The 22904-nt window shown below is 69.5% G+C and carries 20 protein-coding genes; 9 read left to right on the forward strand and 11 right to left on the reverse strand.

All coding sequences use genetic code 11. The features are described 5' to 3' along the window. Positions 1 to 9: 9 nt before the first annotated feature. Entirely contained in the window at positions 10 to 1104 is a 1095-nt protein-coding gene (locus ACGFYU_RS12410) for a M4 family metallopeptidase (protein WP_393827235.1), read from the reverse strand. 363 nt (positions 1105 to 1467) lie between these two features. Between ACGFYU_RS12410 and leuA the strand changes: the two genes are divergently transcribed. After that, positions 1468 to 3231 (forward strand): 2-isopropylmalate synthase, encoded by a 1764-nt coding sequence (leuA, locus tag ACGFYU_RS12415; protein WP_393827236.1) that lies wholly within the window; start codon positions 1468 to 1470, stop codon positions 3229 to 3231. Positions 3232 to 3295: 64 nt separating this feature from the next. On the opposite strand, the gene ACGFYU_RS12420 is transcribed toward leuA, so the two are convergent. Then, positions 3296 to 4054, reverse strand: a complete 759-nt coding sequence (locus ACGFYU_RS12420) for an SDR family NAD(P)-dependent oxidoreductase (protein ID WP_393827237.1) — start codon at positions 4052 to 4054, stop codon at positions 3296 to 3298. A gap of 162 nt (positions 4055 to 4216) precedes the next feature. On the opposite strand from ACGFYU_RS12420, the gene ACGFYU_RS12425 reads away from it, so the two are divergent. From ACGFYU_RS12425 to ACGFYU_RS12440, 4 genes are all read left to right on the forward strand, one after another. Beyond that, entirely contained in the window at positions 4217 to 4912 is a 696-nt protein-coding gene (locus ACGFYU_RS12425) for a TerB family tellurite resistance protein (RefSeq protein ID WP_393827238.1), read from the forward strand. A 611-nt stretch (positions 4913 to 5523) separates the two neighbouring features. Beyond that, positions 5524 to 7122 carry a nucleobase:cation symporter-2 family protein gene (locus ACGFYU_RS12430; RefSeq protein WP_393827239.1) on the forward strand — a complete coding sequence of 533 codons (1599 nt, stop codon included), beginning with the start codon at positions 5524 to 5526 and terminating at the stop codon, positions 7120 to 7122. A gap of 86 nt (positions 7123 to 7208) precedes the next feature. After that, the gene (recO, locus tag ACGFYU_RS12435) at positions 7209 to 7955 is read left to right on the forward strand and encodes a DNA repair protein RecO (protein WP_393827240.1); all 747 of its coding nucleotides are present in this window, start codon (positions 7209 to 7211) and stop codon (positions 7953 to 7955) included. Positions 7956 to 7966: 11 nt separating this feature from the next. Continuing rightward, positions 7967 to 8788, forward strand: a complete 822-nt coding sequence (locus tag ACGFYU_RS12440; protein WP_382645705.1) for an isoprenyl transferase — start codon at positions 7967 to 7969, stop codon at positions 8786 to 8788. Between the two features lie 127 nt (positions 8789 to 8915). On the opposite strand, the gene ACGFYU_RS12445 is transcribed toward ACGFYU_RS12440, so the two are convergent. Genes ACGFYU_RS12445 through ACGFYU_RS12460 form a run of 4 tightly spaced genes read right to left on the reverse strand, consistent with a single transcriptional unit; the run spans position 8916 to position 12051 of the window. Further along, positions 8916 to 9347 carry a Fur family transcriptional regulator gene (locus tag ACGFYU_RS12445; protein WP_078987956.1) on the reverse strand — a complete coding sequence of 144 codons (432 nt, stop codon included), beginning with the start codon at positions 9345 to 9347 and terminating at the stop codon, positions 8916 to 8918. Positions 9348 to 9389: 42 nt separating this feature from the next. Further along, complete coding sequence (locus ACGFYU_RS12450; protein WP_393827241.1) at positions 9390 to 10253, reverse strand: metal ABC transporter permease; 864 nt, start codon at positions 10251 to 10253, stop codon at positions 9390 to 9392. After that, a complete protein-coding gene (locus tag ACGFYU_RS12455; protein WP_393827242.1) occupies positions 10253 to 11044 on the reverse strand; it encodes a metal ABC transporter ATP-binding protein in 792 nt (263 codons plus the stop codon). The genes ACGFYU_RS12450 and ACGFYU_RS12455 overlap by 1 nt, the downstream gene beginning before the upstream one ends. Before the next feature lie 29 nt (positions 11045 to 11073). Next, positions 11074 to 12051, reverse strand: coding sequence for a metal ABC transporter substrate-binding protein (locus ACGFYU_RS12460; RefSeq protein WP_393827243.1), 978 nt, complete (start codon positions 12049 to 12051; stop codon positions 11074 to 11076). Between the two features lie 155 nt (positions 12052 to 12206). Here ACGFYU_RS12460 and ACGFYU_RS12465 point away from each other — a divergent pair, with 155 nt between their 5' ends. After that, positions 12207 to 13589 (forward strand): glycine--tRNA ligase, encoded by a 1383-nt coding sequence (locus ACGFYU_RS12465; RefSeq protein WP_382645694.1) that lies wholly within the window; start codon positions 12207 to 12209, stop codon positions 13587 to 13589. Positions 13590 to 13668: 79 nt separating this feature from the next. Here the strand turns inward: ACGFYU_RS12465 and ACGFYU_RS12470 are convergent, their stop codons facing one another. The 4 genes from ACGFYU_RS12470 to ACGFYU_RS12485 all read right to left on the reverse strand — a co-directional run bounded on the left by ACGFYU_RS12470 (position 13669) and on the right by ACGFYU_RS12485 (position 16564). Continuing rightward, positions 13669 to 14373 (reverse strand): VC0807 family protein, encoded by a 705-nt coding sequence (locus tag ACGFYU_RS12470; RefSeq protein WP_393827244.1) that lies wholly within the window; start codon positions 14371 to 14373, stop codon positions 13669 to 13671. 120 nt (positions 14374 to 14493) lie between these two features. Continuing rightward, positions 14494 to 15087: a TetR family transcriptional regulator gene (locus ACGFYU_RS12475; RefSeq protein ID WP_393827245.1), complete on the reverse strand. Its 594-nt coding sequence runs from the start codon at positions 15085 to 15087 to the stop codon at positions 14494 to 14496. Between the two features lie 20 nt (positions 15088 to 15107). After that, positions 15108 to 16157: an aldo/keto reductase gene (locus ACGFYU_RS12480; RefSeq protein WP_393827246.1), complete on the reverse strand. Its 1050-nt coding sequence runs from the start codon at positions 16155 to 16157 to the stop codon at positions 15108 to 15110. A 62-nt stretch (positions 16158 to 16219) separates the two neighbouring features. Next, positions 16220 to 16564, reverse strand: coding sequence for a DoxX family protein (locus ACGFYU_RS12485; protein ID WP_393827247.1), 345 nt, complete (start codon positions 16562 to 16564; stop codon positions 16220 to 16222). Positions 16565 to 16661: 97 nt separating this feature from the next. Between ACGFYU_RS12485 and ACGFYU_RS12490 the strand changes: the two genes are divergently transcribed. Next, positions 16662 to 17117, forward strand: coding sequence for a MarR family winged helix-turn-helix transcriptional regulator (locus ACGFYU_RS12490; RefSeq protein ID WP_393827248.1), 456 nt, complete (start codon positions 16662 to 16664; stop codon positions 17115 to 17117). Positions 17118 to 17144: 27 nt separating this feature from the next. Here ACGFYU_RS12490 and ACGFYU_RS12495 read toward each other — a convergent pair whose 3' ends face one another. Beyond that, entirely contained in the window at positions 17145 to 18590 is a 1446-nt protein-coding gene (locus ACGFYU_RS12495) for an MFS transporter (RefSeq protein ID WP_393827249.1), read from the reverse strand. 34 nt (positions 18591 to 18624) lie between these two features. Between ACGFYU_RS12495 and dusB the strand changes: the two genes are divergently transcribed. Further along, positions 18625 to 19785 (forward strand): tRNA dihydrouridine synthase DusB, encoded by a 1161-nt coding sequence (gene dusB, locus ACGFYU_RS12500; protein ID WP_393827250.1) that lies wholly within the window; start codon positions 18625 to 18627, stop codon positions 19783 to 19785. A 364-nt stretch (positions 19786 to 20149) separates the two neighbouring features. Further along, positions 20150 to 22870, forward strand: coding sequence for a pyruvate, phosphate dikinase (gene ppdK / locus ACGFYU_RS12505; protein WP_393827251.1), 2721 nt, complete (start codon positions 20150 to 20152; stop codon positions 22868 to 22870). Positions 22871 to 22904 lie beyond the last annotated feature (34 nt).

Here is a 22904-nt window from a genome sequence, read left to right on the forward strand (position 1 = left end):
GCGTGCCCTCTACCCAGCGAGCGGGACTCCCACCGCCGACCACGCCTTCTGAAGGGCCAGGTGTTCCGCGCCTCCGTCTCCGTACCGCGCGACGGCGGCCGCCGTGGACAGCCGGGCGAAGTCCGCGAAGTCGGCGTTCGAACCCAGCTCCCCGCCGGTCAGAGCGTCGTACCAGATCTGCCCGGCCCGCTCCCAGGCCTTGCCGCCCAGCTCGGTCGCCACCACGTAGAAGGCGTGGTTCGGGATGCCGGAGTTGATGTGCACCCCGCCGTTGTCGCGCGGGGTGTCCACGTAGTCGTCCATGGTCGCCGGCTGCGGGTCCTTGCCGAGCTCGTCGTCGTCGTACGCCGTCCCCGGCGCCTTCATCGAGCGCAGCGCGACCCCGGTGACGTTGGGTCCGAGCAGCCCGGCGCCGATCAGCCAGTCGGCCTGGTCCGCCGTCTGCTCCAGCGAGTACTGCTTGATCAGCGAGCCGAAGACGTCCGACATCGACTCGTTCAGCGCGCCGGACTGCCCGTGGTAGTTCAGGTTCGCCGTGTACTGGGTGACCCCGTGGGTCAGCTCGTGCCCGATGACGTCCACCGACACGGTGAAGTCGAGGAAGAGGTCCCCGTCCCCGTCGCCGAAGACCATCTGCTGCCCGTCCCAGAAGGCGTTGTTGTAGTCCTCGCCGTAATGGACGCTCGCGTCCAGCGCGAGCCCGGCGTCGTCGATCGACCGCCGTCCGAAGCCCTTCAGGAACAGCTCGTACGTGGCCCCGAGCCCGGCGTAAGCGCGGTTGACGGTCGCGTCCTTGCTCGCCTCGCCACCCTCCCCGCGCACCTTCTTCCCGGGCAGCCGCGTGCGGTGCTGGGCGTCGTAGATGGTCCGGCGCGGATCGTCGGAGGCGTCCGGAGCGGGCGCCGCGAGCGTGGCCGCGATGCCGCGGACGGCGGTGACCCGGCGCCGGGTGCGCAGGAGGGAGTCGCGTTCGAGGGTGCGCTGTGCGAGATCGGCGCGCCGGGAGTCGCCGGAGAGGGCGGCCTTGTCGAGCAGGTGGGGCGGCACGACGGTGCAGAAGACGGGGTGAAAGGCGGGCTGACGGTGGCTGTGGGAGGCATCCATGCCCGGCAATGTGGCAGTGGGTCATGCCGGTGTCACTACCTGCAACCATGATTCATTCGGTTGTCCGAAAGCGATGACGCGAGGTTGACGGATCGGCCGGACCTCCTCGGAGGGAACGAGGCGTAGCTCACATTCAGGGCAAATCGGACATCGGGTCTTGCATACTGAACAGGTCCTCGCATTACGGCGCGGCTCGGTTAGGCTCGGTCCATCATGCGTTTCGGGCTGCTTCTCCTTAGCTGCCGCGGCGAGGGTCTGTAGTCGTAGGCCGACCCCCTCCCCGCGGAGTTTGGTGTTGCGGTTTTTACGACCGATGTCGGCCGTTCAGCGAACTACACGCGGACACGCGAGGAGCCCAACGTCATGAGCCAGCACACTTTTGTCGGTCGCCCCACGCCCATCACGAACGCGACCCACACCCAGAAGCCCTCCGGGATGCCGATCCACAAGTACGGCCGGTACGAGCAGGTGGACATCCCGGACCGCACCTGGCCGAACGCCCGCGTCACCAAGGCCCCGCGCTGGCTGTCCACCGACCTGCGCGACGGCAACCAGTCGCTGATCGACCCGATGACCCCCGCCCGCAAGCGCGAGATGTTCGACCTGCTGGTGCGCATGGGCTACAAGGAGATCGAGGTCGGATTCCCGTCCTCCGGTGAGACCGACTTCGCCTTCGTGCGCTCCATCATCGAAGAGGGCGCGATCCCGGACGACGTCACCATCTCCGTACTGACCCAGGCCCGTGAGGACCTGATCGAGCGGACGGTCGAGTCGCTGGTCGGCGCCAAGCGCGCCACCGTGCACATGTACAACGCCACCGCCCCGACCTTCCGCAAGGTCGTCTTCCGCGGCTCCAAGGAGCAGATCAAGCAGATCGCCGTCGACGGCACCCGCCTGGTCATGGAGTACGCCGAGAAGCTGCTGGGCGACGAGACCGTCTTCGGCTACCAGTACAGCCCCGAGATCTTCACGGACACCGAGCTGGACTTCGCCCTGGAGGTCTGCGAGGCCGTCTGCGACGTCTGGCAGCCGGGCGAGGGCCGCGAGATCATCCTGAACCTGCCCGCCACCGTGGAGCGCTCGACGCCGTCCACCCACGCGGACCGCTTCGAGTGGATGGCCCGCAACCTGACCCGCCGCGAGCACATCTGCATCTCCGTGCACCCGCACAACGACCGCGGCACCGCCGTCGCCGCCGCCGAGCTGGCCATGATGGCCGGCGCCGACCGCATCGAGGGCTGCCTGTTCGGCCAGGGCGAACGCACCGGCAACGTCGACCTGATCACGCTGGGCATGAACCTGTTCTCGCAGGGCATCGACCCCCAGATCGACTTCTCGCAGATCGACGAGATCCGCCGCACCAGCGAGTACTGCAACCAGATGGAGGTCCACCCGCGCCACCCCTACGCGGGCGACCTGGTCTACACCGCCTTCTCCGGCTCCCACCAGGACGCCATCAAGAAGGGCTTCGACGCCATGGAGGCCGACGCGGCCGCCCAGGGCAAGACCGTCGACGAGATCGAGTGGGCGGTCCCGTACCTGCCCATCGACCCGAAGGACGTCGGCCGCTCCTACGAGGCCGTCATCCGGGTCAACTCGCAGTCCGGCAAGGGCGGCATCGCGTACGTCCTGAAGAACGACCACAAGCTGGACCTGCCGCGCCGCATGCAGATCGAGTTCTCGCGGATCATCCAGGCCAAGACGGACTCCGAGGGCGGCGAGGTCACGCCGAAGGCGATCTGGGACGTCTTCTCGGACGAGTACCTGCCCAACCCCGAGAACCCGTGGGGCCGCATCCAGCTGCGCTCCGGTTCGACGGCCACGGACAAGGACGGCACGGACACGCTGACCGTCGAGGCGGTCGTGGACGGTGTGGAGACGGTCCTGAACGGCACCGGCAACGGTCCGATCTCGGCCTTCTTCGACGCGCTGGCCGGCATCGGCGTCGACGCCCGCCTGCTGGACTACACCGAGCACACGATGAGCGAGGGCGCCTCCGCCGTGGCCGCCTCGTACATCGAGTGCGCGATCGACGGCCGCGTCCTGTGGGGCATCGGCATCGACGCCAACACCACCCGCGCCTCCCTGAAGGCGGTCATCTCCGCCGTCAACCGCGCGGGCCGCTAGTCACCCCGCGGGCCCCTGTCCCTCCTGCCGGAGGGACAGGGGCTCCGGCGTTCCCCCGGGCCGCTCAGCGGGCCAGGTAGCCGCCGTCCACCGGCAGGACCACTCCGGTCACGAACGAGGCCGCGTCCGAGGCCAGGAAGGCGATGACCCGGGCCACCTCCTCGGGCTCGCCGAGTCGGCCCATGGGGTGCGCCCGCTCCATCTCCGCCAGGTACTCCGGCCCGCCCGGCTCGTCGCCCAGGGCGGCCACCCGCTCCGTTCGGATGGTGCCCGGGGCCACCGCGTTGACGCGGATGCCCCGCGCGGCCCACTCCACCGCCAGGTGTTTGGTCAGCCCCGACGCCACGAACTTCGCGGGCCCGTACGCCGCCTGCCGGGCCTGGCCGGCGACCCCCGAGATCGACGAGACGCAGACCAGCGCCCCGCCGGGCGGATCCTGCGCGCTCATGGCCTCGATGGCGTACTTGCAGGTCAGGAACATGCCCCGGCCGTCCACCGCCATGACGTGGTCCCAGTTCTCGGGAGTGGTCTCGCATACGTCCGACAGGGGGAGCACCCCGGCGTTCGCCACGGCCACGTCCAGCCTCCCGTACGCCTCCACGGCGGCCCGGACCATTCCGCGGCCGGCCTCGGGATCGGAGACGTCAGCGTGCACCGTGGTGACCTGGTGGCCCTCTCCGGCCAGCTGGGCGCGCAGGGAGTCGAGCCCGGGGGTACTGATGTCGGACGCGGTCACCCGGGCCCCCGAGCGGGCCAGGAGCAGGGCCGTGGCACGGCCGATCCCGCTCGCGGCGCCGGTCACCAGACAGGACTTCTCGTTCACAGGGCCGACCCTTCGCTGAAACCGCAGGACAGCGGGGGGCACAGATCGGCCAAGTCCCGCCGCCGCGGCATGTTGTCTTGTCGCACGACTGACGCATCCTCACCGATGTGGCTAACATCACGCCAACCCGGCGGTGCTGCCGGACGGTTACGGAGGTGCGACGTGCTGCCAGTTCGGGGTGGGGACGGCCGGAAGCTGATGGTCTGGGGCATCCGTACCACCTGGAGCACTGTGGGCGACGGGGAGTTCTTCTGCCCCGCCTGTGGTGGAGACCGCAACTACCGCCGGCGTACCGGGCGCCGCCGCTTCACCGTCCTCGGCGTGCCGCTGCTGCCGCGCGGGAGCGCCGGGCCCGTCGTCGAGTGCCAGGCCTGCCGGGAGCGGTTCGCCACCGACGTCCTGGACCACCTCACGACCACCCGCTTCACCGCGATGCTGCGCGACGCCGTGCACACGGTGGCGCTGGCCGTGCTCGCCGCGGGCGGGACGGCCTCGCGCAGCGCGCTGGAGGCCGCCGTGCACGCCGTACGGACCGCGGGGTTCCAGGACTGCACCGAGGGGCAGCTGGAGTCCCTCGTGGAGGCGCTGGCCAGCGACGAGGGGCGGCTCGGGCTGTACGACGTACCGGAGTGCTGCGGGGCGGCGCTGTCGATAGAGCTCCACGAGGCCCTGGAGCCGTTGGCTCCGCACCTGGCGGGTCCGGGCCGGGAGTCGGTGCTGCTCCAGGGGGCCCGTATCGCGCTCGCGGACGGTCCGTACATCCCGGCCGAGCGTGAGGTGCTCTCCACCATCGGCGCGGCGCTGCGGATCGACGCCGACGACGTGGCCCGGCTGCTGTCGGCGGTGCGCGCGCCGTAATCGGCCAATCCCGCGCGGTGACGCCCGAGCCCTCTGGGGCTCGGGCGTTTTGGCGTGCCGGACGCCGGGTCCCGCTGAGCGGAGCGGATCCGTCCGAAAGTGGCCGGGTGGGAGGTAACGATCCGGCCTCGCAGGGTCCTTTTCGGGTCTCGTGAACGTCCTGTGAACGCCGGAATCACATGGTCCACACACGATCAGTCCATCAGGTGGACGCTCGGAGCGAGTACTTCGACTTCGCTGATCCGAACGACAGTGAACCCCGTCTTCGCAGGTCAGGCTCGGTGCGCTTCGCGGACGCGCAGTCGGATCGGCCGCTTCCGAGGGGCTCCGCACGTACACCTCCAGGTTGTGCCGCACCACTGGAGAAACCTACAGATCGGACTGTTCCGAGAGTCAACAATTTGTAGCAGTCGACGATATCTGTGAAGCCCCCCACAGGCGTTCAATTCCGGTCACACGCCAAAACGACGCCGTTAACACAGAGCGGCTTCGATGCACATAAGCGTGAACGTACTGACAACCCCGGCGGATCAACGGGATAGCGACCCACTCCGCCCGGGGATGACCAGATCTCCTCTCAGTTACCTACCTCTTTGAAGGGCAAGGCAGAGATGGCACGTGTCGCCGCCCGGCTTTCCACAAGTGGAGAGCAGAGCACCCATCCGGTCGACGAGGTGCTCCCCCTCCCCAAGCTTGCGCTGTACGGCTTCCAGCACGTACTCGCCTTCTACGCCGGCGCGGTGATCGTTCCGATCATCGTCGGCGGCGCCCTCGGCCTCAGCACCGAGCAGTTGGTCTACCTGATCAACGCCGACCTGTTCACCTGCGGTATCGCCTCGATCATCCAGGCGTGGGGCATCGGCCGGATCGGTGCGCGACTGCCGCTGATCCAGGGCGTCACCTTCACCGCGGTGTCCCCGATGATCGCCATCGGGCTCGGGGCCGGCGGCGGGACGGCGGGCCTGCTCGTCATCTACGGCGCGGTCATCACTGCCGGTATCGCCACCTTTGCCTTCGCCTGGCTGCCCCCCAAGGCCTTCCGCATGGTCATGAGGCTGTTCCCGCCGGTCGTCACCGGCACGGTGATCACGGTCCTCGGCATCGTGCTGATCCCCGTCGGCCTGAACGACGCCGCGGGTGGCCTCGGCACCCCCGACTTCGGCGACCCGAAGAACTTCGCCTACGCCGGCGGCACCATGCTCTTCATCCTCGTCCTGATGAAGCTCGGCAAGCCGTTCCTCTCCAGCATCTCCATCCTGCTCGGCCTGGTAGGCGGCACCGCCGTCGCCTTCCTGCTCGGCGACGCCAAGTTCGGCGACGTCACCAAGTCGGACTGGATCGGCATCACCACCCCGTTCCACTACGGAGCACCGAAGTTCGCCTGGTTCCCGATCCTGCTGATGCTCATCGTCATGCTGATCACCATGGTCGAGACGACCGGTGACACCTACGCCGTCGGCGACATCGTCGGCAAGGACATCGACAGCGAGACCGTGGCCCGCGCCCTGCGTGCCGACGGCGCCGCGACCGCCCTCGGCGGTGTCCTCAACTCCTTCCCGTACGTCGCCTTCGCCGAGAACGTCGGCCTGGTCCGCATGACCAAGGTCAAGAGCCGGTTCGTCGTGGTCGCAGCGGGCGTCTTCATGATCCTGCTCGGGCTGATCCCCAAGGCCGCCGCGATCGTCGCCGCCGTCCCGCACGGGGTCCTCGGCGGCGCCGCGACCGTGATGTTCGCGATGGTGGCCCTGGCCGGTATCCAGACCCTGGCCAAGGTCGACCTGAAGGAGGAGAAGAACGCGCTGGTCGTGGGTGTCTCCCTGGCCTTCGCGCTGCTCCCCGCCACGGTCCCGGTCCTCTTCAAGGACCACATGAACGCGGACCTCTCCTCGCTCCTCAACAGTGGTGTGACGCTCGGTGCCACGGCCGCGATCGTGCTCAACCTGATCTTCAACGGCCTCGCCAAGGACGACGCGCACGGCCCCCAGGTCGCGCTGCCCGCCCAGGCGTCCGCCCCGGCCGAGGCCGAAGCGGCACCCGAGAAGGCCGAGAAAGCCGAGAAGGCCGAGACGGTAGAGACGGCCGCGGAGACCGGGGCGGAGCCCGCCGACGACGCGGAAACGGTGGCCGAGGCCGCCGTCGGCGTCGCGGTCGCGGCAACCGCCGGCGCGGAGAAGACCGACTCGGACGAAGCGGCGAAGCCCGCCTCCTGAGCCCTCCCAAGGGGTGACGGCCCTCCGTCCGGACCCGGGTCCGGACGGAGGGCCGTCGTCGCGCCCGCACAGGCGACAATGGGTCCATGAGTCTGTTCCGCGACGACGGCATCGTGCTGCGCACCCAGAAGCTGGGTGAGGCGGACCGCATCATCACCCTGCTCACCCGCGGCCACGGCCGGGTGCGGGCCGTCGCCCGCGGGGTGCGGCGCACGAAGTCCAAGTTCGGCGCACGGCTGGAACCTTTCTCCCATGCCGACGTGCAGTTCTTCGCCCGCGGCAGCGAGCTGATCGGCCGCAGCCTCCCGCTCTGCACGCAGACCGAGATCATCGCCCCGTACGGCAACGGCATCGTCACCGACTACGCCCGCTACACCGCCGGCACCGCGATGCTGGAGACCGCCGAGCGGTTCACCGAGAACGAGGGCGAACCCAACGTGCAGCAGTACCTGCTGCTCGTCGGCGCCCTGCGCACGCTCGCGCGCGGCGAACACGAACCCAACCTCATCCTCGACGCCTTCCTGCTGCGCTCCCTCGCCGTCAACGGCTACGCGCCCAGCTTCGAGGACTGCGCGAAGTGCGGGATCCACGGCCCCAACCGGCACTTCTCCGTCGCCGCGGGCGGGGTCATATGCGGGGACTGCCGGGTGCCCGGCAGCGTCGTACCCTCGTCGGAGGCCATCGCCTTGCTCAGCGCCCTGCTGACGGGTGACTGGGGGTATGCCGACGCGTGCGAGGCGCGTCACGTGCGGGAGGGCAGCGGGCTGGTCTCGGCCTACCTGCACTGGCATCTGGAGCGCGGGCTACGCTCCCTGCGATACGTCGAGAAATAGGAGCTGGGCACATGGCACGACGCGGGATTCTGGGACGCTCTCGCCGCGAGTACAAGGTTCCCGAGCCGCACCCGTCCGGTGAGCGCCCGCCGAAGATCCCCGGCGAGCTCGTCCCGAACCACGTCGCGGTCGTCATGGACGGCAACGGCCGCTGGGCCAAGGAGCGCGGTCTGCCGCGCACCGAGGGGCACAAGGTCGGCGAGGGCGTCGTCCTCGACGTGCTCAAGGGCTGCCTGGAGATGGGCGTCAAGAACCTGTCCCTGTACGCCTTCTCGACGGAGAACTGGAAGCGCTCGCCCGACGAGGTCCGCTTCCTGATGAACTTCAACCGCGATGTCATCCGCCGCCGCCGCGACGAGATGAACGAGCTGGGCATCCGCATCCGCTGGGTCGGCCGCATGCCGAAGATGTGGAAGTCGGTGGTCCAGGAGCTCCAGGTGGCCCAGGAGCAGACCGTCGACAACGACGCGATGACCCTCTACTTCTGCGTGAACTACGGCGGCCGCGCGGAGATCGCGGACGCGGCGCAGGCCATCGCCCGCGATGTCGCCGCCGGCCGGCTGGACCCGTCGAAGGTCAACGAGAAGACCTTCGCGAAGTACATGTACTACCCGGACATGCCGGACGTGGACCTGTTCCTGCGGCCCAGCGGCGAGCAGCGCACGTCCAACTACCTGATCTGGCAGAGCGCGTACGCCGAGATGGTCTTCCAGGACGTGCTGTGGCCGGACTTCGACCGCCGCAACCTCTGGGCGGCCTGCCTGGAGTACGCGCAGCGCGACCGCCGCTTCGGCGGCGCCGTCCCGAACCAGCCCGAGGCCCCCACCGGCTGAGCCGGGCAGTGGGCTCTGCCGCCATGAACACGACTGGTCAGGCGGTGGAGCACGGCCGGGCGGCCGTCGCGGCCGGGCCGGGGCTCCACCGCGTGCGGGAGATCCTCGGCGAGAACCTGAAGAGGCTCTAGGAGGCGGCGGCCGCGCAGTCGGCGCAGGTGCCGAAGATCTCCACCGTGTGGGCCACGTTCACGTAGCCGTGCTCGGCCGCGATGGACTCCGCCCACTTCTCCACGGCCGGGCCCTCCACCTCGACGGCCTTGCCGCACTTGCGGCAGACCAGGTGGTGGTGGTGGTCGCCGGTGGAGCAGCGGCGGTAGACGGACTCGCCGTCGCTGGTGCGCAGGACGTCGACCTCGCCGGCGTCCGCGAGCGACTGGAGGGTGCGGTACACCGTGGTCAGGCCCACGGAGTCGCCACGGTGCTTGAGCATGTCGTGGAGCTCCTGGGCGCTGCGGAACTCGTCCACCTCGTCCAGCGCCGCCGCCACGGCGGCCCGCTGCCGGGTGGATCGTCCTCGTACTGGCGCGGTATTCATCTCGCCAGGCGCAGTCGCCACCGGTTCCTCCTCGTATCGGCCTGCCGCCATTGTGCCAGCCCGCTAGACCTTCACATCGTCCCGCGTGCAGACCTCCTCGGCCGCACGGGCGGCTTTGGCGCGGCGCCGGGCCAGCGGGGTCGACAGGGCCGTCAGCACCATGAAGACGCCGATCGCGAGCAGCACGATCGTGGCGCCCGACGGCACGTTGATGTAGTAGGTGGCCGCGGTGCCGGTCACGGAGACGGTGAGGCTGATGGCGATGGCCAGGCCCAGAGTGGCGGCGAAACCGCGGGTGAGCCGCTGGGCGGCCGCGACCGGGATCACCATCATGGCGCTGACCAGCAGCAGGCCCACGATGCGCATGGCGACGGTGACGGTTACCGCGGCGGTGACCGCGATCAGCAGGTTCAGGGCGCGTACGGGCAGGCCGGTGACCCGGGCGAACTCCTCGTCCTGGCAGACCGCGAAGAGCTGCCTGCGCAGGCCGATGGTGACGGCGAGGACGAAGGCGGCGAGGAGCGCCATCGCGGTGACGTCCTCCGCGGCGACGGCGGTGATCGAGCCGAACATGGCGCTGAGGAGCCGGGCCGTGGAGCCGCCCCCGGCGCTGATGATCATCACGCCGCCGGCCAGGCCGCCGTAGAAGAGCATGGCGAGCGCGACGTCCCCGCTGGTCTTGCCGCGGGAGCGGATCAGCTCCATGCCGACGGCGCCGACCACGGCGACCAGGGTGGCCATCCACACCGGGCTGGTGTTGAGCACGAAACCGAGGGCGACACCGGTCATGGCGACGTGGCCGAGGCCGTCGCCCATGACGGCCTGGCGGCGCTGGACGAGGTACGTACCGATGGCGGGAGCCGTGATGCCGACCAGCGCGGCGGCGATCAGGGCCCGCTGCATGAAGGCGTAGTTCAGGAGGTCCATCAGCTCAGCAGTCCCGTCCGCAGGGGCTCGGCGTCGTGCGCCGCGTGGGGGTGTACGTGGTCGTGGCCGGGGAGGGCGTGCTGGCCCACGGCCTCCGGGGGCGGGCCGTCGTGGACGACGCAGCCGTCGCGCAGGACGACGGCGCGGTCGATCAGGGGCTCCAGCGGGCCCAGCTCGTGCAGGACGAGCAGGACGGTGGCGCCGACGGCGACCTGCTCGCGCAGGGCGTTCGCGAGGACCTCCTGGTTGGCCAGGTCCACGCCGGCCATCGGCTCGTCCATGATCAGGAGTTCGGGCTCGACGGCGAGCGCCCGGGCTATGAGGACGCGCTGGTGCTGGCCGCCGGAGAGGGCGCTCACCGAGGCGTCGGCGTGCGTGCCCATGTCGACCAGGGCCAGGGCCCGCTCGACGGCGGCCTTGTCGGCCTTGCGCAGGAGGCCGAAGCGGGAGCGGGCGAGACGGCCGGAGGAGACGACCTCGCGGACCGTGGCCGGGACGCCGCTGGCGGCGGTGGTGCGCTGCGGGACGTACCCGATGCGCGACCAGTCGCGGAAGCGCTTGAAGTCCGTACCGAAGAGGGACAGGGCGCCGTCGCTCAGCGGGACCTGGCCGACCACGGCGCGCACGGCCGTGGACTTGCCGGAGCCGTTGGCTCCGAGCAGCGCGACGACCTCACCGCGGCGGACGGTGAGGTCGATCCCGCGCAGCACGGGGCGCGAGCCGAGCGAGGCCGTGGCCCCGCGCAGGGATATGACGGGGTGGTCCCCGTCGGGCAGGGGCGTGGACTGCATGGCTCGCGCCTCCGTTGCTGCTGCTGTCATTACTTGGCTCCGAGCGCCTTCTGGAGGTTCTTCAGGTTGGACCGCATGACCTCGAGGTAGTCAGCGCCCTGGGACTTGTCGGTGATTCCCTCGAGCGGGTCGAGGACGTCGGTCTTCAGACCGGTGTCGGCAGCGAGGGTCTTGGCCGTCTTGTCGCTGGCCAGGGTCTCGAAGAACACCGTGGAGACATTCTCCTTCTTCGCGATCTCCTGGACCTCCTTGATCCGGGCCGGGCTGGGCTCGGACTCGGGGTCGAGGCCGGCGATGCCCTCCTGGTCCAGGCCGTAGCGCTCGGCGAGGTAGCCGAAGGCGGAGTGGGTGGTGATGAAGGTCTTGGTGGCCGTGTTCTTCAGGCCGTCCTTGAACTCGGTGTCCAGCGCGGTCAGCTTGCCGACGAGTTCGTCGGTGTTCTTCTTGTAGTCCGCGGCGTGGTCGGGGTCGGCCTTCTCCAGGGCCGCGCCGACGCCCTTGGCGACCTCCGCGTACTTCACCGGGTCGAGCCAGATGTGCGGGTCCGCGCCGGCCTCGCCGCTGCCGTGGTCGTGGCCCTCGGCCTCGCCCTCGTGGCCCTCCTCGGCCGCGTGGTCGTGCCCGGAGGCGGCGTGCTCTTCCAGCTTGGTGAGGGTGGCGGCGTCGACGACGTTCTTCACGCCGGACTGGGCGACGGCCTTGTCGACGGCGGGCTGCAGGTTCTTGAGGTAGAGGACCACATCGGCCTCGCCGAGCTGCGCGGTCTGCTTCGGGGTGATCTCCAGGTCGTGCGGTTCGACGCCTGGCTTGGTCAGGCTGTCGACCTTCACGTGGTCCTTGCCGATCTGCTCGGCGAGGAACTGCATCGGGTAGAACGACGCCATCACGTCGAGCTTGCCGTCCTTGCCGCCAGAGGCACTGGCTCCGGAGCAGGCGGTGAGGGCCGTGGCGCCGAGGGCGACGGCTCCGGCGAGGGCGGCTGCGGGTATGAGGCGTCGTACGTTCATGACATCCATTTTCATCAAAGATGGAAACGATTGTCAAAAACCCTGGTGAGAGGGCCGGGCCGGGACCGTGGAAGGGGTATCCGATTTGAAGTGGGGGGTGCGGGCGCCGGTAACCTGAGGCATTCGCCGTTCGTCCTCGTAATGAAGAGAGCACCGTGGCCGCCGACAAGATCGATACCATCGTCAGCCTGAGCAAGCGCCGTGGCTTCGTTTTCCCTTGCAGTGAGATCTACGGCGGCTCCAGGGCTGCCTGGGACTACGGCCCGCTCGGTGTCGAGCTCAAGGAGAACATCAAGCGCCAGTGGTGGAAGGCGATGGTCACCGGGCGTGAGGACATCGTCGGTATCGACTCGTCCGTGATCCTGGCCCCCGAGGTCTGGGTGGCTTCCGGCCACGTCGCGACCTTCTCGGACCCGCTGACCGAGTGCACCTCCTGTCACAAGCGCCACCGCGCCGACCACCTGGAAGAGGCGTACGAGGCCAAGCACGGCCGCCTGCCCGCCAACGGCCTCGCGGACGTCAACTGCCCCAACTGCGGTGTGAAGGGCCAGTTCACCGAGCCCAAGCAGTTCTCCGGCATGCTGGAGACCCACCTCGGCCCGACCCAGGACACCGGCTCCAAGGCGTACCTGCGCCCCGAGACCGCCCAGGGCATCTTCACCAACTTCGCCACCGTGCAGGTCGCCTCGCGCAAGAAGCCCCCGTTCGGCATCGCGCAGATGGGCAAGTCCTTCCGCAACGAGATCACGCCGGGCAACTTCATCTTCCGCACGCGCGAGTTCGAGCAGATGGAGATGGAGTTCTTCGTCAAGCCGGGCGAGGACGAGCAGTGGCAGGAGTACTGGATGCAGGAGCGGTGGAACTGGTACCGCGACCTCGGCATCCGCGAAGAGAACATCCGCTGGTACGAGCACCCGAAGGAGAAGCTGTCCCACTACTCGAAGCGCACCGCCGACATCGAGTACCGCTTCAACTTCGGCGGCAACGAGTTCTCCGAGCTCGAGGGCGTGGCCAACCGCACCGACTTCGACCTCAAGGCGCACTCCGCCGCCTCCGGCCAGGACCTGACCTTCTTCGACCAGGAGGCTGGCGAGCGCTACACCCCGTACGTCATCGAGCCGGCGGCCGGTGTCAACCGCGCCATGCTCGCCTTCATGCTCGACGCGTACAACGAGGACGAGGCCCCCAACGCCAAGGGCGTCATGGAGAAGCGCACCGTCATGCGCCTCGACCCGCGCCTGGCGCCGGTCAAGGTCGCGGTGCTGCCGCTGTCCCGCAACGAGAAGCTGTCGCCGAAGGCCAAGGGCCTGGCCGCCGACCTGCGCAAGAACTGGAACATCGAGTTCGATGACGCCGGTGCCATCGGCCGCCGCTACCGCCGCCAGGACGAGATCGGTACGCCGTTCTGCGTCACCGTCGACTTCGACACCCTGGACGACAACGCGGTGACCGTGCGCGAGCGCGACACCATGAAGCAGGAGCGCGTCTCCCTGGACCAGATCCAGAGCTACCTCGGCAGCCGCCTGCTCGGCTGCTAGGTCCGCCCCGTTCCAAACGCCGGTGGCCCGGTGCGCACACTGCGCACCGGGCCACCGGTCTTTCCGCGGCGAACCGGCCTCAGGCCGCCGAAGCCTCCGCGGCGGCCGCGGCCGCGGCGCGGCGCTCACCCTCGGCCTTGGACCGCTTGCCGTACAGGGCGGTCCAGACGCCCAGCGCGCCGAGCACCCCGTAGATCATGATCGGGCTGAGGGTCACCATGGTCTTGGTGCTCAGGGTGTAGGCCAGGACGATGCGGACGACGGCCTCGATGACGTACGCGACGCCCCAGACCAAGGTCATCCGGTTCATCGTGGTCCGGAAGCCCTCGTACTGCCACAGGCCGTTCCACCAGGCCGTGCTCTCCGGGGTGCCGTCGGTGGCGAACTTCCGGCCGAAGTAGAACATCAGCGGGCGCGGTGCGAGCAGGGTGGCCAGGCAGAGCAGCCCGAACAGCCCGGTCACGCCCGAGTCCTTGATCAGCAGGGCGCGGGCCGAGTGGGCGCCGACCAGCGAGACCACGGCGGTGATCACCAGGAACACCAGGGTGACGATGGCGAACTCGTCGAGCTTGCGCCGCCAGGCCACGCTGATCGCGCTGTCGAGCACCGGCCAGGCGCTGCTGACGAGCAGCGCCGAGAACTCGCTCCAGCCGTGGTCGTCGACGAGCGTGTTGTACGTGATGATCGGCGCGACCACGTTGAGGCCGATGGTCAGGATCCAGCCGAGTGCCGTGGCTGCGCCGGAGCGTGCGGGAGGTGCGGGTCGTGCTACTTGGGCGGACAAGGTTCCCCCTGGAACGTGCCTGATGAGTGCGGTAGGGGGACCGTATGGACATATGGATGGCATGTACAAGCCGACTCGGCCCAAAATGATCGCCAAGCTGTCCGGACCGGCTGATTCCGGTCAGGTGCGCAGGCCTCGGATGATGAGCGAGGTGACCGCCTCGAACTCCGTGAAGATCGTGGGCGAGAGCCAGTCGGCCGCGTACTGCGGATCGTGGAAGCGGCCGCTGGCATCGAAGACCGCGCGGGCGGCGGCCGGCACGTCATCGGCGGCGAGCGTGCCCGCCTCGACGCCCTCGGCGATGATCCGGGCCAACTGGTCGATCAGCTCGGTCAGGTGGTGGTCCACGATCCCGCTGTTCTCGGCGAGCAGCACGGTGTAGGTGGCGAACAGCTCGGGGTCGTCACCGGCCTTGTGGCGCTTGGCCTCGAAGAGGGCCTCCAGCCACGCCTCCAGCTTGGAGGGGGCGTTCTCGGCGGGCCCCGAGGTGATCTCCTCCAGCATGACGACGCTCTTGGCGAGCCAGCGGTCCGTGACGGCCTCGCGCAGCGCCGCCTTCGACGGGAAGTGCCGGTACACGCTGCCGTGGCTGACGCCCAGGGCGCGGGCCACGTCCACCACCGTCGCCTTGCCGGGGCCGAAGCGGCGCAGCACCTCCTCGGTGGTCTCGAGGATGCGCTCGGGTGTCAGGGGCTCGGCAGCAGCGGGTGGCATGGAACGACCGTACCGTCAGCTCAGTGTTCGCTGTCGAGGTGGGCCATCTGGGCCGCCGGGTACCGGTCGCCCGCGGCGGCGCCGGCGGGCACGGCCTCCTCGATGGCGGCCAGGTCGGCGCCGCTCAGCGCTATCTCCATGGCGCCCAGAGCCTCGGCGAGCCGGTCCCGGCGCCGGGCGCCCACCAGCGGCACGATGTCCTCGCCGCGCGAGAGCACCCAGGCGATGGCGGTCTGGGCCACGCTCACACCCTTGTTCTCCGCGACCTTGCGCAGGGCGTCGACCAGGTCGAGGTTGCGGTCGAGGTTGTCCCCCTGGAAGCGGGGGCTCATGCCGCGGAAGTCGCCCGGGGCCAGCGCCCGGTCGCGGGTGAAGTGGCCGCTGATCAGCCCGCGGGAGAGCACCCCGTACGCCGTGATGCCTATCCCGAGTTCGCGGGCGGTCGGCAGGATCTCGTCCTCGATGCCGCGGGAGATCAGCGAATACTCGATCTGGAGGTCCGCGATCGGGGCCACGGCCGCGGCCCGGCGCAGGGTGTCCGCGCCGACCTCGGAGAGGCCGATGTGGCGGACGTGCCCGGCCTGGACCGCCTCGGCGATGGCGCCGACGGTCTCCTCGATCGGCACGTCCGGGTCCACGCGGGCGATCCGGTAGATGTCGATGTGGTCCCGGCCGAGTCGCTGGAGCGAGTAGGCCAGGAAGTTCCTGACGGCCTCCGGCCGGCCGTCGTAGCCGGTGAAGCCGCCCTCGACCGTGCGCAGGGCGCCGAACTTGACGCTGGTCAGCGCCTGCTCCCGGGCAGCGGCGGGCGCCGTGCGCAGGGCTTCGTTGATCAGCAGTTCGTTGTGGCCCATGCCGTAGAAGTCGCCCGTGTCCAGCAGGGTGACGCCCGCGTCGAGGGCGGCGTGGATGGTCGCGAGGGACTCGGCGCGGTCGGCCTCTCCGTAGAGGGCGGACATCCCCATGCAGCCGAGGCCGAGGGGGAAGACGGACGGGCCGGTGCGGCCGAGGCTCCGGCCGGTCGGGGTCGTCGGGGTCGGGGTTGCGGTGAGGTTCTCGTTCGTAGTCATGGAACGAGAATGGCATGACGAGTGACAGATTTCAATATCTGTCACTCGTCAGTGTGAGGCGGTTACGAGAGGGTCCGCAGGATCAGGGCCGCGACCGCGACCAGGGTGAGGACGGCGGCCGGGGCGAGCTCGTAGTCCTTGACGCGGAGGTGGGAGATGACCGCGCCGACGAAGTAGAGGGTCACGCCGATGGCGGCGGCCACGCCGAGCGGGGTGATCCACAGGCCCGCGACCAGGCCGATCGCTCCGGCGGCCTTGAGTCCGGCCAGGCGTGGCAGCCAGGAGTCCGGGACCTGGACCTTCTGCATGCTGGCGACGATCTGGTCGTTGCGCTGCAGCGTGAGGGTGGCGGAGGCGGTGAGGACGAGGGCGAGCAGCCCGCCGACGACGGCGTAGGCGATGAACATGATGATCTCCGATGGTCAACGGTCGATGATGGTGAATCATTGAATAGCATCAACGATATCTCCAATGCAATCATTTCCTGATTGCTACGATGTGGACATGACGGCAGATCAGGACGGATCGCACCCCCCGCAGCGGCTGGGCCTGCTGCTCGCCTGGCACGGTTCGGTCACCCAGACCCGCATGAAGAAGGCGCTCAGCGCGGCCGGGCTCACGCCGCGGCACGCGATGACGCTGATGCACCTGGAGGAAGGCCCCATCAGCCAGCGGGCGCTCGCCGAGCGGCTGGAGGTGGACCCGAGCGTGCTCGTGGGGATCCTGAACGACCTGGAGGGCGACGGCCTGGCCGAACGCCGCCGGGACCCGGCCGACCGGCGCCGCCACAACGTGGCCATCACGGATGCCGGAGCGACCGCGCTGGGCAAGACGAACGCGGCGCTCGACGCGGTCGAGCAGGGCCTGTTCGCCGCGCTCTCGGAGGGGGAGCGGGTCGCGCTGCGGGGGCTGCTGGCACGGATCGACACCCACGCGGACGACTTCGACTGCCAGGAGTAGCCGGCTAGCCCCGCGGGCTGCTTTCCGTCAGGCGTCGGCCGGGGCCGTGGCCGTGGCGGGGTCGAGGGCGCGGGCCGTGCGGGCCGCCGTCGAGCGGGCCCAGGGGCCGCTCGATGCCGCGCCCACCGCCAGGACCAGCAGGCCGCAGACCGTGATGATCCACCAGGCCGGGCCCGTCGCCCCGGCGAAGTCCGAGCCCTTCGCCAGGCCCGAGGCGAGGACCGCGCCGACGATCGCGACGCCCAGGGCACTGCCGGTCTGCCGGCTGGTGGAGGCGATGGCCGCCGCCACACCCGCCTGGGAACGCGGCATCCCGGAGACCGCCGTGTTGGTGATCGGGGCGTTGAGCATGCCGAAGCCGAGCCCGAACAGCACGTACCCGGCGAACAGGAGCGGCGTGGACGTCTCGGCCTCGAAGGCGGCGAAGAGCAGTCCGCTCGCGGCCATCGCGACGCCCGCGACCAGCAGTGGCAGCCGTGGCCCCCGGCTGCCCACCAGCCGTCCCGAGAAGGGGGCGACGAGCATGGTCAGCGCCGCCATCGGCAGCATGTAGAGCCCGGCGTGCAGCGCGTCCAGCCCCAGTTCGTCCTGCAGGTACAGGGTGTTCAGGAAGAGGAACCCGGCCATTCCGGCGAAGCCGCTGATCGCGATCACGGTCGCCCCGCTGAAGGGCACGCTGCGGAAGAACCGGAAGTCGATCAGCGGCTCCGGACGCCGGGGCTCGTACAGCAGCAGCCCCACCAGCGCGGCCGCGGCCGCCAGCGCGCATCCCATGATCAGCGGCGAGCGCCAGCCCGCGGCCGGCGCCTCGATGATCCCGTAGGTCAGACAGCCCAGCAGTGCCATGACCAGCAGCTGCCCCACCGGGTCCGCCCGCCGCGCCCGCGCCGCACGCGACTCGGGGATGTGGCGCAGGGTCAGCGCGAGCGCCGCCAGGCCGATCGGCAGGTTGACCAGGAAGATGGAGCGCCAGCCCACGGAGTCCACCAGCAGTCCGCCGATCAGGGGACCCGCGGCCATGGAGATACCGGCGACCGCGCCCCACACGCCGATGGCCCGCGCCCGCTCCGCGGGATCCGTGAAGGTGTTGGTGATGATCGACATCGCCACCGGGTTGAGCATGGCGCCGCCGACCGCCTGGACCATCCGGAAGACGATGAGCCAGTCCAGGGTGGGGGCGAGCGAGCACAGCAGGGAGCCGGCGGTGAAGAGGACCAGCCCGGCCACGAACACCTTGCGGCGCCCGATCCGGTCCGCCGTGGAGCCCATGAGCATCAGCAGGGAGGCCAGGACCAGGGTGTAGGCGTCGATCGTCCACTGCATGCCCGAGACCGAGGCGTTCAGGTCGCGGCGCATCGCGGGCAGCGCGACGTTGAGGACGGTGTTGTCGAGGCTGACGATCAGCAGGCTGATGCAGCAGATCGCCAGGACGATCACGCGCTGTCGGCGGCTCGGCCGGCTCGGCTCGATCATGCCGCCGATCGTACGTCTGCCCCACCACCCCGGCATGCGGGACAATGGGCGGATGACCACGCTCCCCCCGCCTCTCGCGATCGGCCCGCACACCGTGCAGCCCCCGGTGGTGCTCGCGCCCATGGCCGGCATCACCAATGCCCCGTTCCGTACCCTCTGCCGGGAGTTCTCCGGCGGCAAGGGGCTGTTCGTGAGCGAGATGATCACGACCCGCGCCCTGGTCGAGCGCAACGAGAAGACCATGCAGCTGATCCACTTCGACGAAATGGAGAAGCCGCGCTCGATCCAGCTGTACGGGGTCGACCCCGCCACGGTCGGCAAGGCGGTCCGGATGATCGTCGAGGAGGACCGGGCCGACCACATCGACCTGAACTTCGGCTGCCCGGTCCCCAAGGTCACCCGCAAGGGTGGCGGCTCGGCCCTGCCCTACAAGCGGAACCTGCTGCGTGCGATCCTGCGCGAGGCCGTCGCGGGCGCCGGCGACCTGCCGGTGACCATGAAGATGCGCAAGGGCATCAACGACGACCACCTCACCTACCTCGACGCCGGCCGGATCGCCGTCGAGGAGGGGGTCACCGCGATAGCCCTGCACGGGCGCACCACCGCCCAGCACTACGGCGGCACCGCCGACTGGGACGCCATCGCGCGGCTCAAGGAGCACGTGCCGGAGATCCCGGTCCTCGGCAACGGCGACATCTGGTGCGCGGAGGACGCGCTGCGCATGGTCCGTGAGACCGGCTGCGACGGCGTGGTCGTCGGTCGCGGCTGCCTCGGGCGGCCGTGGCTGTTCAACGACCTGGTGGCGGCCTTCGAGGGCCGCCCGGAGGACTTCCACAAGCCGACACTGCGCGAGGTCGCGGGCACCATGCACCGCCACGCGCAGCTGCTGGGGGAGTGGATCGGCGACGAGGCGCGCGGGGTGATCGACTTCCGTAAGCACGTGGCCTGGTACCTCAAGGGTTTCTCGGTGGGTTCCGAGATGCGCAAGAAGCTCGCGGTCACCTCTTCGCTGGCCGAACTGGACGCTCATCTGAGCGAGCTCGACTTGGATCAGGCGTGGCCCGAGGGTGCGGACGGTCCGCGGGGCCGGACGTCCGGAAACAACCGAGTTGTCCTGCCGGACGGCTGGTTGAAGGATCCCTACGACTGCGCGGGCGTGAGCGAGGACGCCGAACTGGACACCTCTGGAGGCTGACAAATCGCCCTCCGTGTTGCGTGATATACGCCACGCATGATTGAGGTTTCGCTCAGATGAGCGCCAAAGTCACGGGTAAGACTTTCAAAGGGTGGCACTGGGTGCCACCCTTTGTGTGTTCAAGAGTTGAACGCAAATGTATCGATGATCGCTCATCCGAGCGCAATCAGGCCTCTTTGAGCCCCTCCCCGTTCGGGATCTGAAGGCTCTTCGTAGGTTCTGATTACTCATGAGTTACTTTCGATCTGCTGGCGCACGGGTGGTTACAGCCGCATGTCGACCAAGTGGACATACCCATAAGCCTTCGATCTGGGTATGTTCCTGGCCGTCAGGGCAGCCACCGAGCCTCGAGGAGTCGAGACCCGTGTCGGAAAACAAAGATCAGAAGTTCGTCTACGACTTCACCGAGGGCAACCGCGACCTCAAGGACCTTCTCGGCGGCAAGGGGGCCAACCTCGCCGAGATGACCAACCTTGGTCTCCCGGTCCCTCCCGGCTTCACCATCACCACCGAGGCCTGCAAGGTCTACCTGGAGAGCGGTTCGGCCCCGGCCGCGCTGCGCGACGAGGTCAGCGCCCACCTTGCCGCCCTCGAGACGAAGATGGGCAAGAAGCTCGGCCAGTCGGACGACCCGCTGCTGGTCTCCGTGCGCTCCGGCGCCAAGTTCTCGATGCCGGGCATGATGGACACCGTCCTCAACATCGGCCTCTCCGACAAGTCCGTCACCGGCCTCGCCTCCCAGGCCGGTAACGAGCGCTTCGCGTGGGACTCGTACCGCCGCCTCATCCAGATGTTCGGCAAGACCGTCCTCGGCGTCGAGGGCGAGCTCTTCGAGGACGCCCTCGACGAGGCCAAGGCCGCCAAGAAGGTCACCGTCGACACCGACCTCGACGCCGCCGACCTGAAGAAGCTGGTCACGCGCTTCAAGAAGATCGTCGCGAAGGAGGCCGGCCGCCCCTTCCCGCAGGACGCCCGCGAGCAGCTCGACCTCGCCGTCGAGGCGGTCTTCAACTCGTGGAACACCGACCGCGCCAAGCTGTACCGCCGCCAGGAGCGCATCCCGAGCGACCTGGGCACCGCCGTCAACATCTGCTCCATGGTCTTCGGCAACCTGGGCCCCGACTCCGGCACCGGCGTCGCCTTCACCCGCGACCCCGCCAGCGGCCACGCGGGCGTCTACGGCGACTACCTGCAGAACGCCCAGGGCGAGGACGTCGTCGCGGGCATCCGCAACACGGTCCCGCTCGCCGACCTGGAGGCCATCGACAAGGCCTCGTACGACCAGCTCATGACGATCATGACGACGCTGGAGACCCACTACAAGGACCTCTGCGACATCGAGTTCACGATCGAGCGCGGCCAGCTGTGGATGCTCCAGACCCGCGTCGGCAAGCGCACCGCCGGCGCCGCCTTCCGCATCGCCACCCAGCTCGTCGACCAGGGCCTGATCAGCGAGGCCGAGGCGCTCCAGCGCGTCACCGGCCACCAGCTGGCGCAGCTGATGTTCCCCCGCTTCGACGAGACCGCCCCAGGCAAGGGTGGGCCCGAGCTGCTCGGCCGCGGTATCGCCGCCTCCCCGGGCGCGGCCGTCGGCAAGGCCGTCTTCGACTCCTACACGGCCGTCAAGTGGTCCCGCTCCGGCGAGAAGGTCATCCTGATCCGCCGCGAGACCAACCCGGACGACCTGGACGGCATGATCGCCTCCGAGGGCATCCTGACCTCGCGCGGCGGCAAGACCTCGCACGCCGCCGTCGTCGCCCGCGGCATGGGCAAGACCTGTGTCTGCGGCGCCGAGGAGCTCGACGTCGACACCAAGCGCCGCCGCATGACGGTCGGCGACACGGTCATCGAAGAGGGCGACGTCGTCTCCATCGACGGCTCCACCGGCAAGGTCTACCTCGGTGAGGTACCCGTCGTACCCTCCCCGGTCGTCGAGTACTTCGAGGGCCGCATGCACGCCGGCGCCGACGACGCCGACGAGCTCGTCGGCGCCGTGCACCGGATCATGGCGTACGCGGACCGCGTCCGCCGGCTGCGGGTGCGCGCCAACGCCGACAACGCCGAGGACGCGCTGCGCGCCCGCCGCTTCGGCGCCCAGGGCATCGGCCTGTGCCGCACCGAGCACATGTTCCTCGGTGAGCGCCGCGAGATGGTCGAGCGCCTGATCCTCGCCGACACGGACAAGGAGCGCGAGGAGGCACTCAGTGCCCTCCTGCCGCTGCAGAAGAAGGACTTCATCGAGCTGTTCGAGGCGATGGACGGCCTGCCCGTCACCGTCCGCCTGCTCGACCCGCCGCTGCACGAGTTCCTGCCCGACATCACCGAGCTGTCGGTGCGCGTCGCCCTCGCCGAGTCCCGCAAGGACGCCAACGAGAACGACCTGCGCCTGCTCCAGGCCGTCCACAAGCTGCACGAGCAGAACCCGATGCTGGGTCTGCGCGGTGTCCGCCTGGGCCTGGTCATCCCCGGTCTGTTCGCCATGCAGGTCCGGGCGATCGCCGAGGCCGCGGCCGAGCGCAAGAACGCCAAGGGCGACCCGCGCGCCGAGATCATGATCCCGCTCGTGGGCACCGTCCAGGAGCTGGAGATCGTCCGCGAGGAGGCCGACCAGGTCATCGCCGAGGTCGAGGCCGCCACCGGCACCAACCTCAAGCTGACCATCGGCACGATGATCGAGCTGCCGCGCGCCGCCCTGACGGCCGCCCAGATCGCCGAGGCCGCGCAGTTCTTCTCCTTCGGTACGAACGACCTGACCCAGACGGTGTGGGGCTTCTCCCGCGACGACGTCGAGGCCAGCTTCTTCACCGCGTACCTGGAGAAGGGCATCTTCGGGGTCTCGCCCTTCGAGACCATCGACCGGGACGGCGTGGGCTCGCTGGTCCGCCACGCGGTCAAGCAGGGCCGGGCCACCCGTCCCGACCTCAAGCTCGGCGTCTGCGGCGAGCACGGCGGTGACCCCGAGTCCGTCCACTTCTTCCACGAGGTCGGCCTCGACTACGTCTCCTGCTCGCCCTTCCGGATTCCGGTGGCGCGCCTGGAGGCCGGTCGCGCGGCCGCCGAGGCGAAGGGCAGCGACAGCCGCTGATCCCGTGGCCCCCGTAAGGGCCCAGTAGACCGCG

Origin of the sequence: Streptomyces sp. NPDC048337 (assembly GCF_043201175.1) — a bacterium.
In the GTDB taxonomy this organism is placed as follows: Bacteria; Actinomycetota; Actinomycetes; order Streptomycetales; family Streptomycetaceae; genus Streptomyces.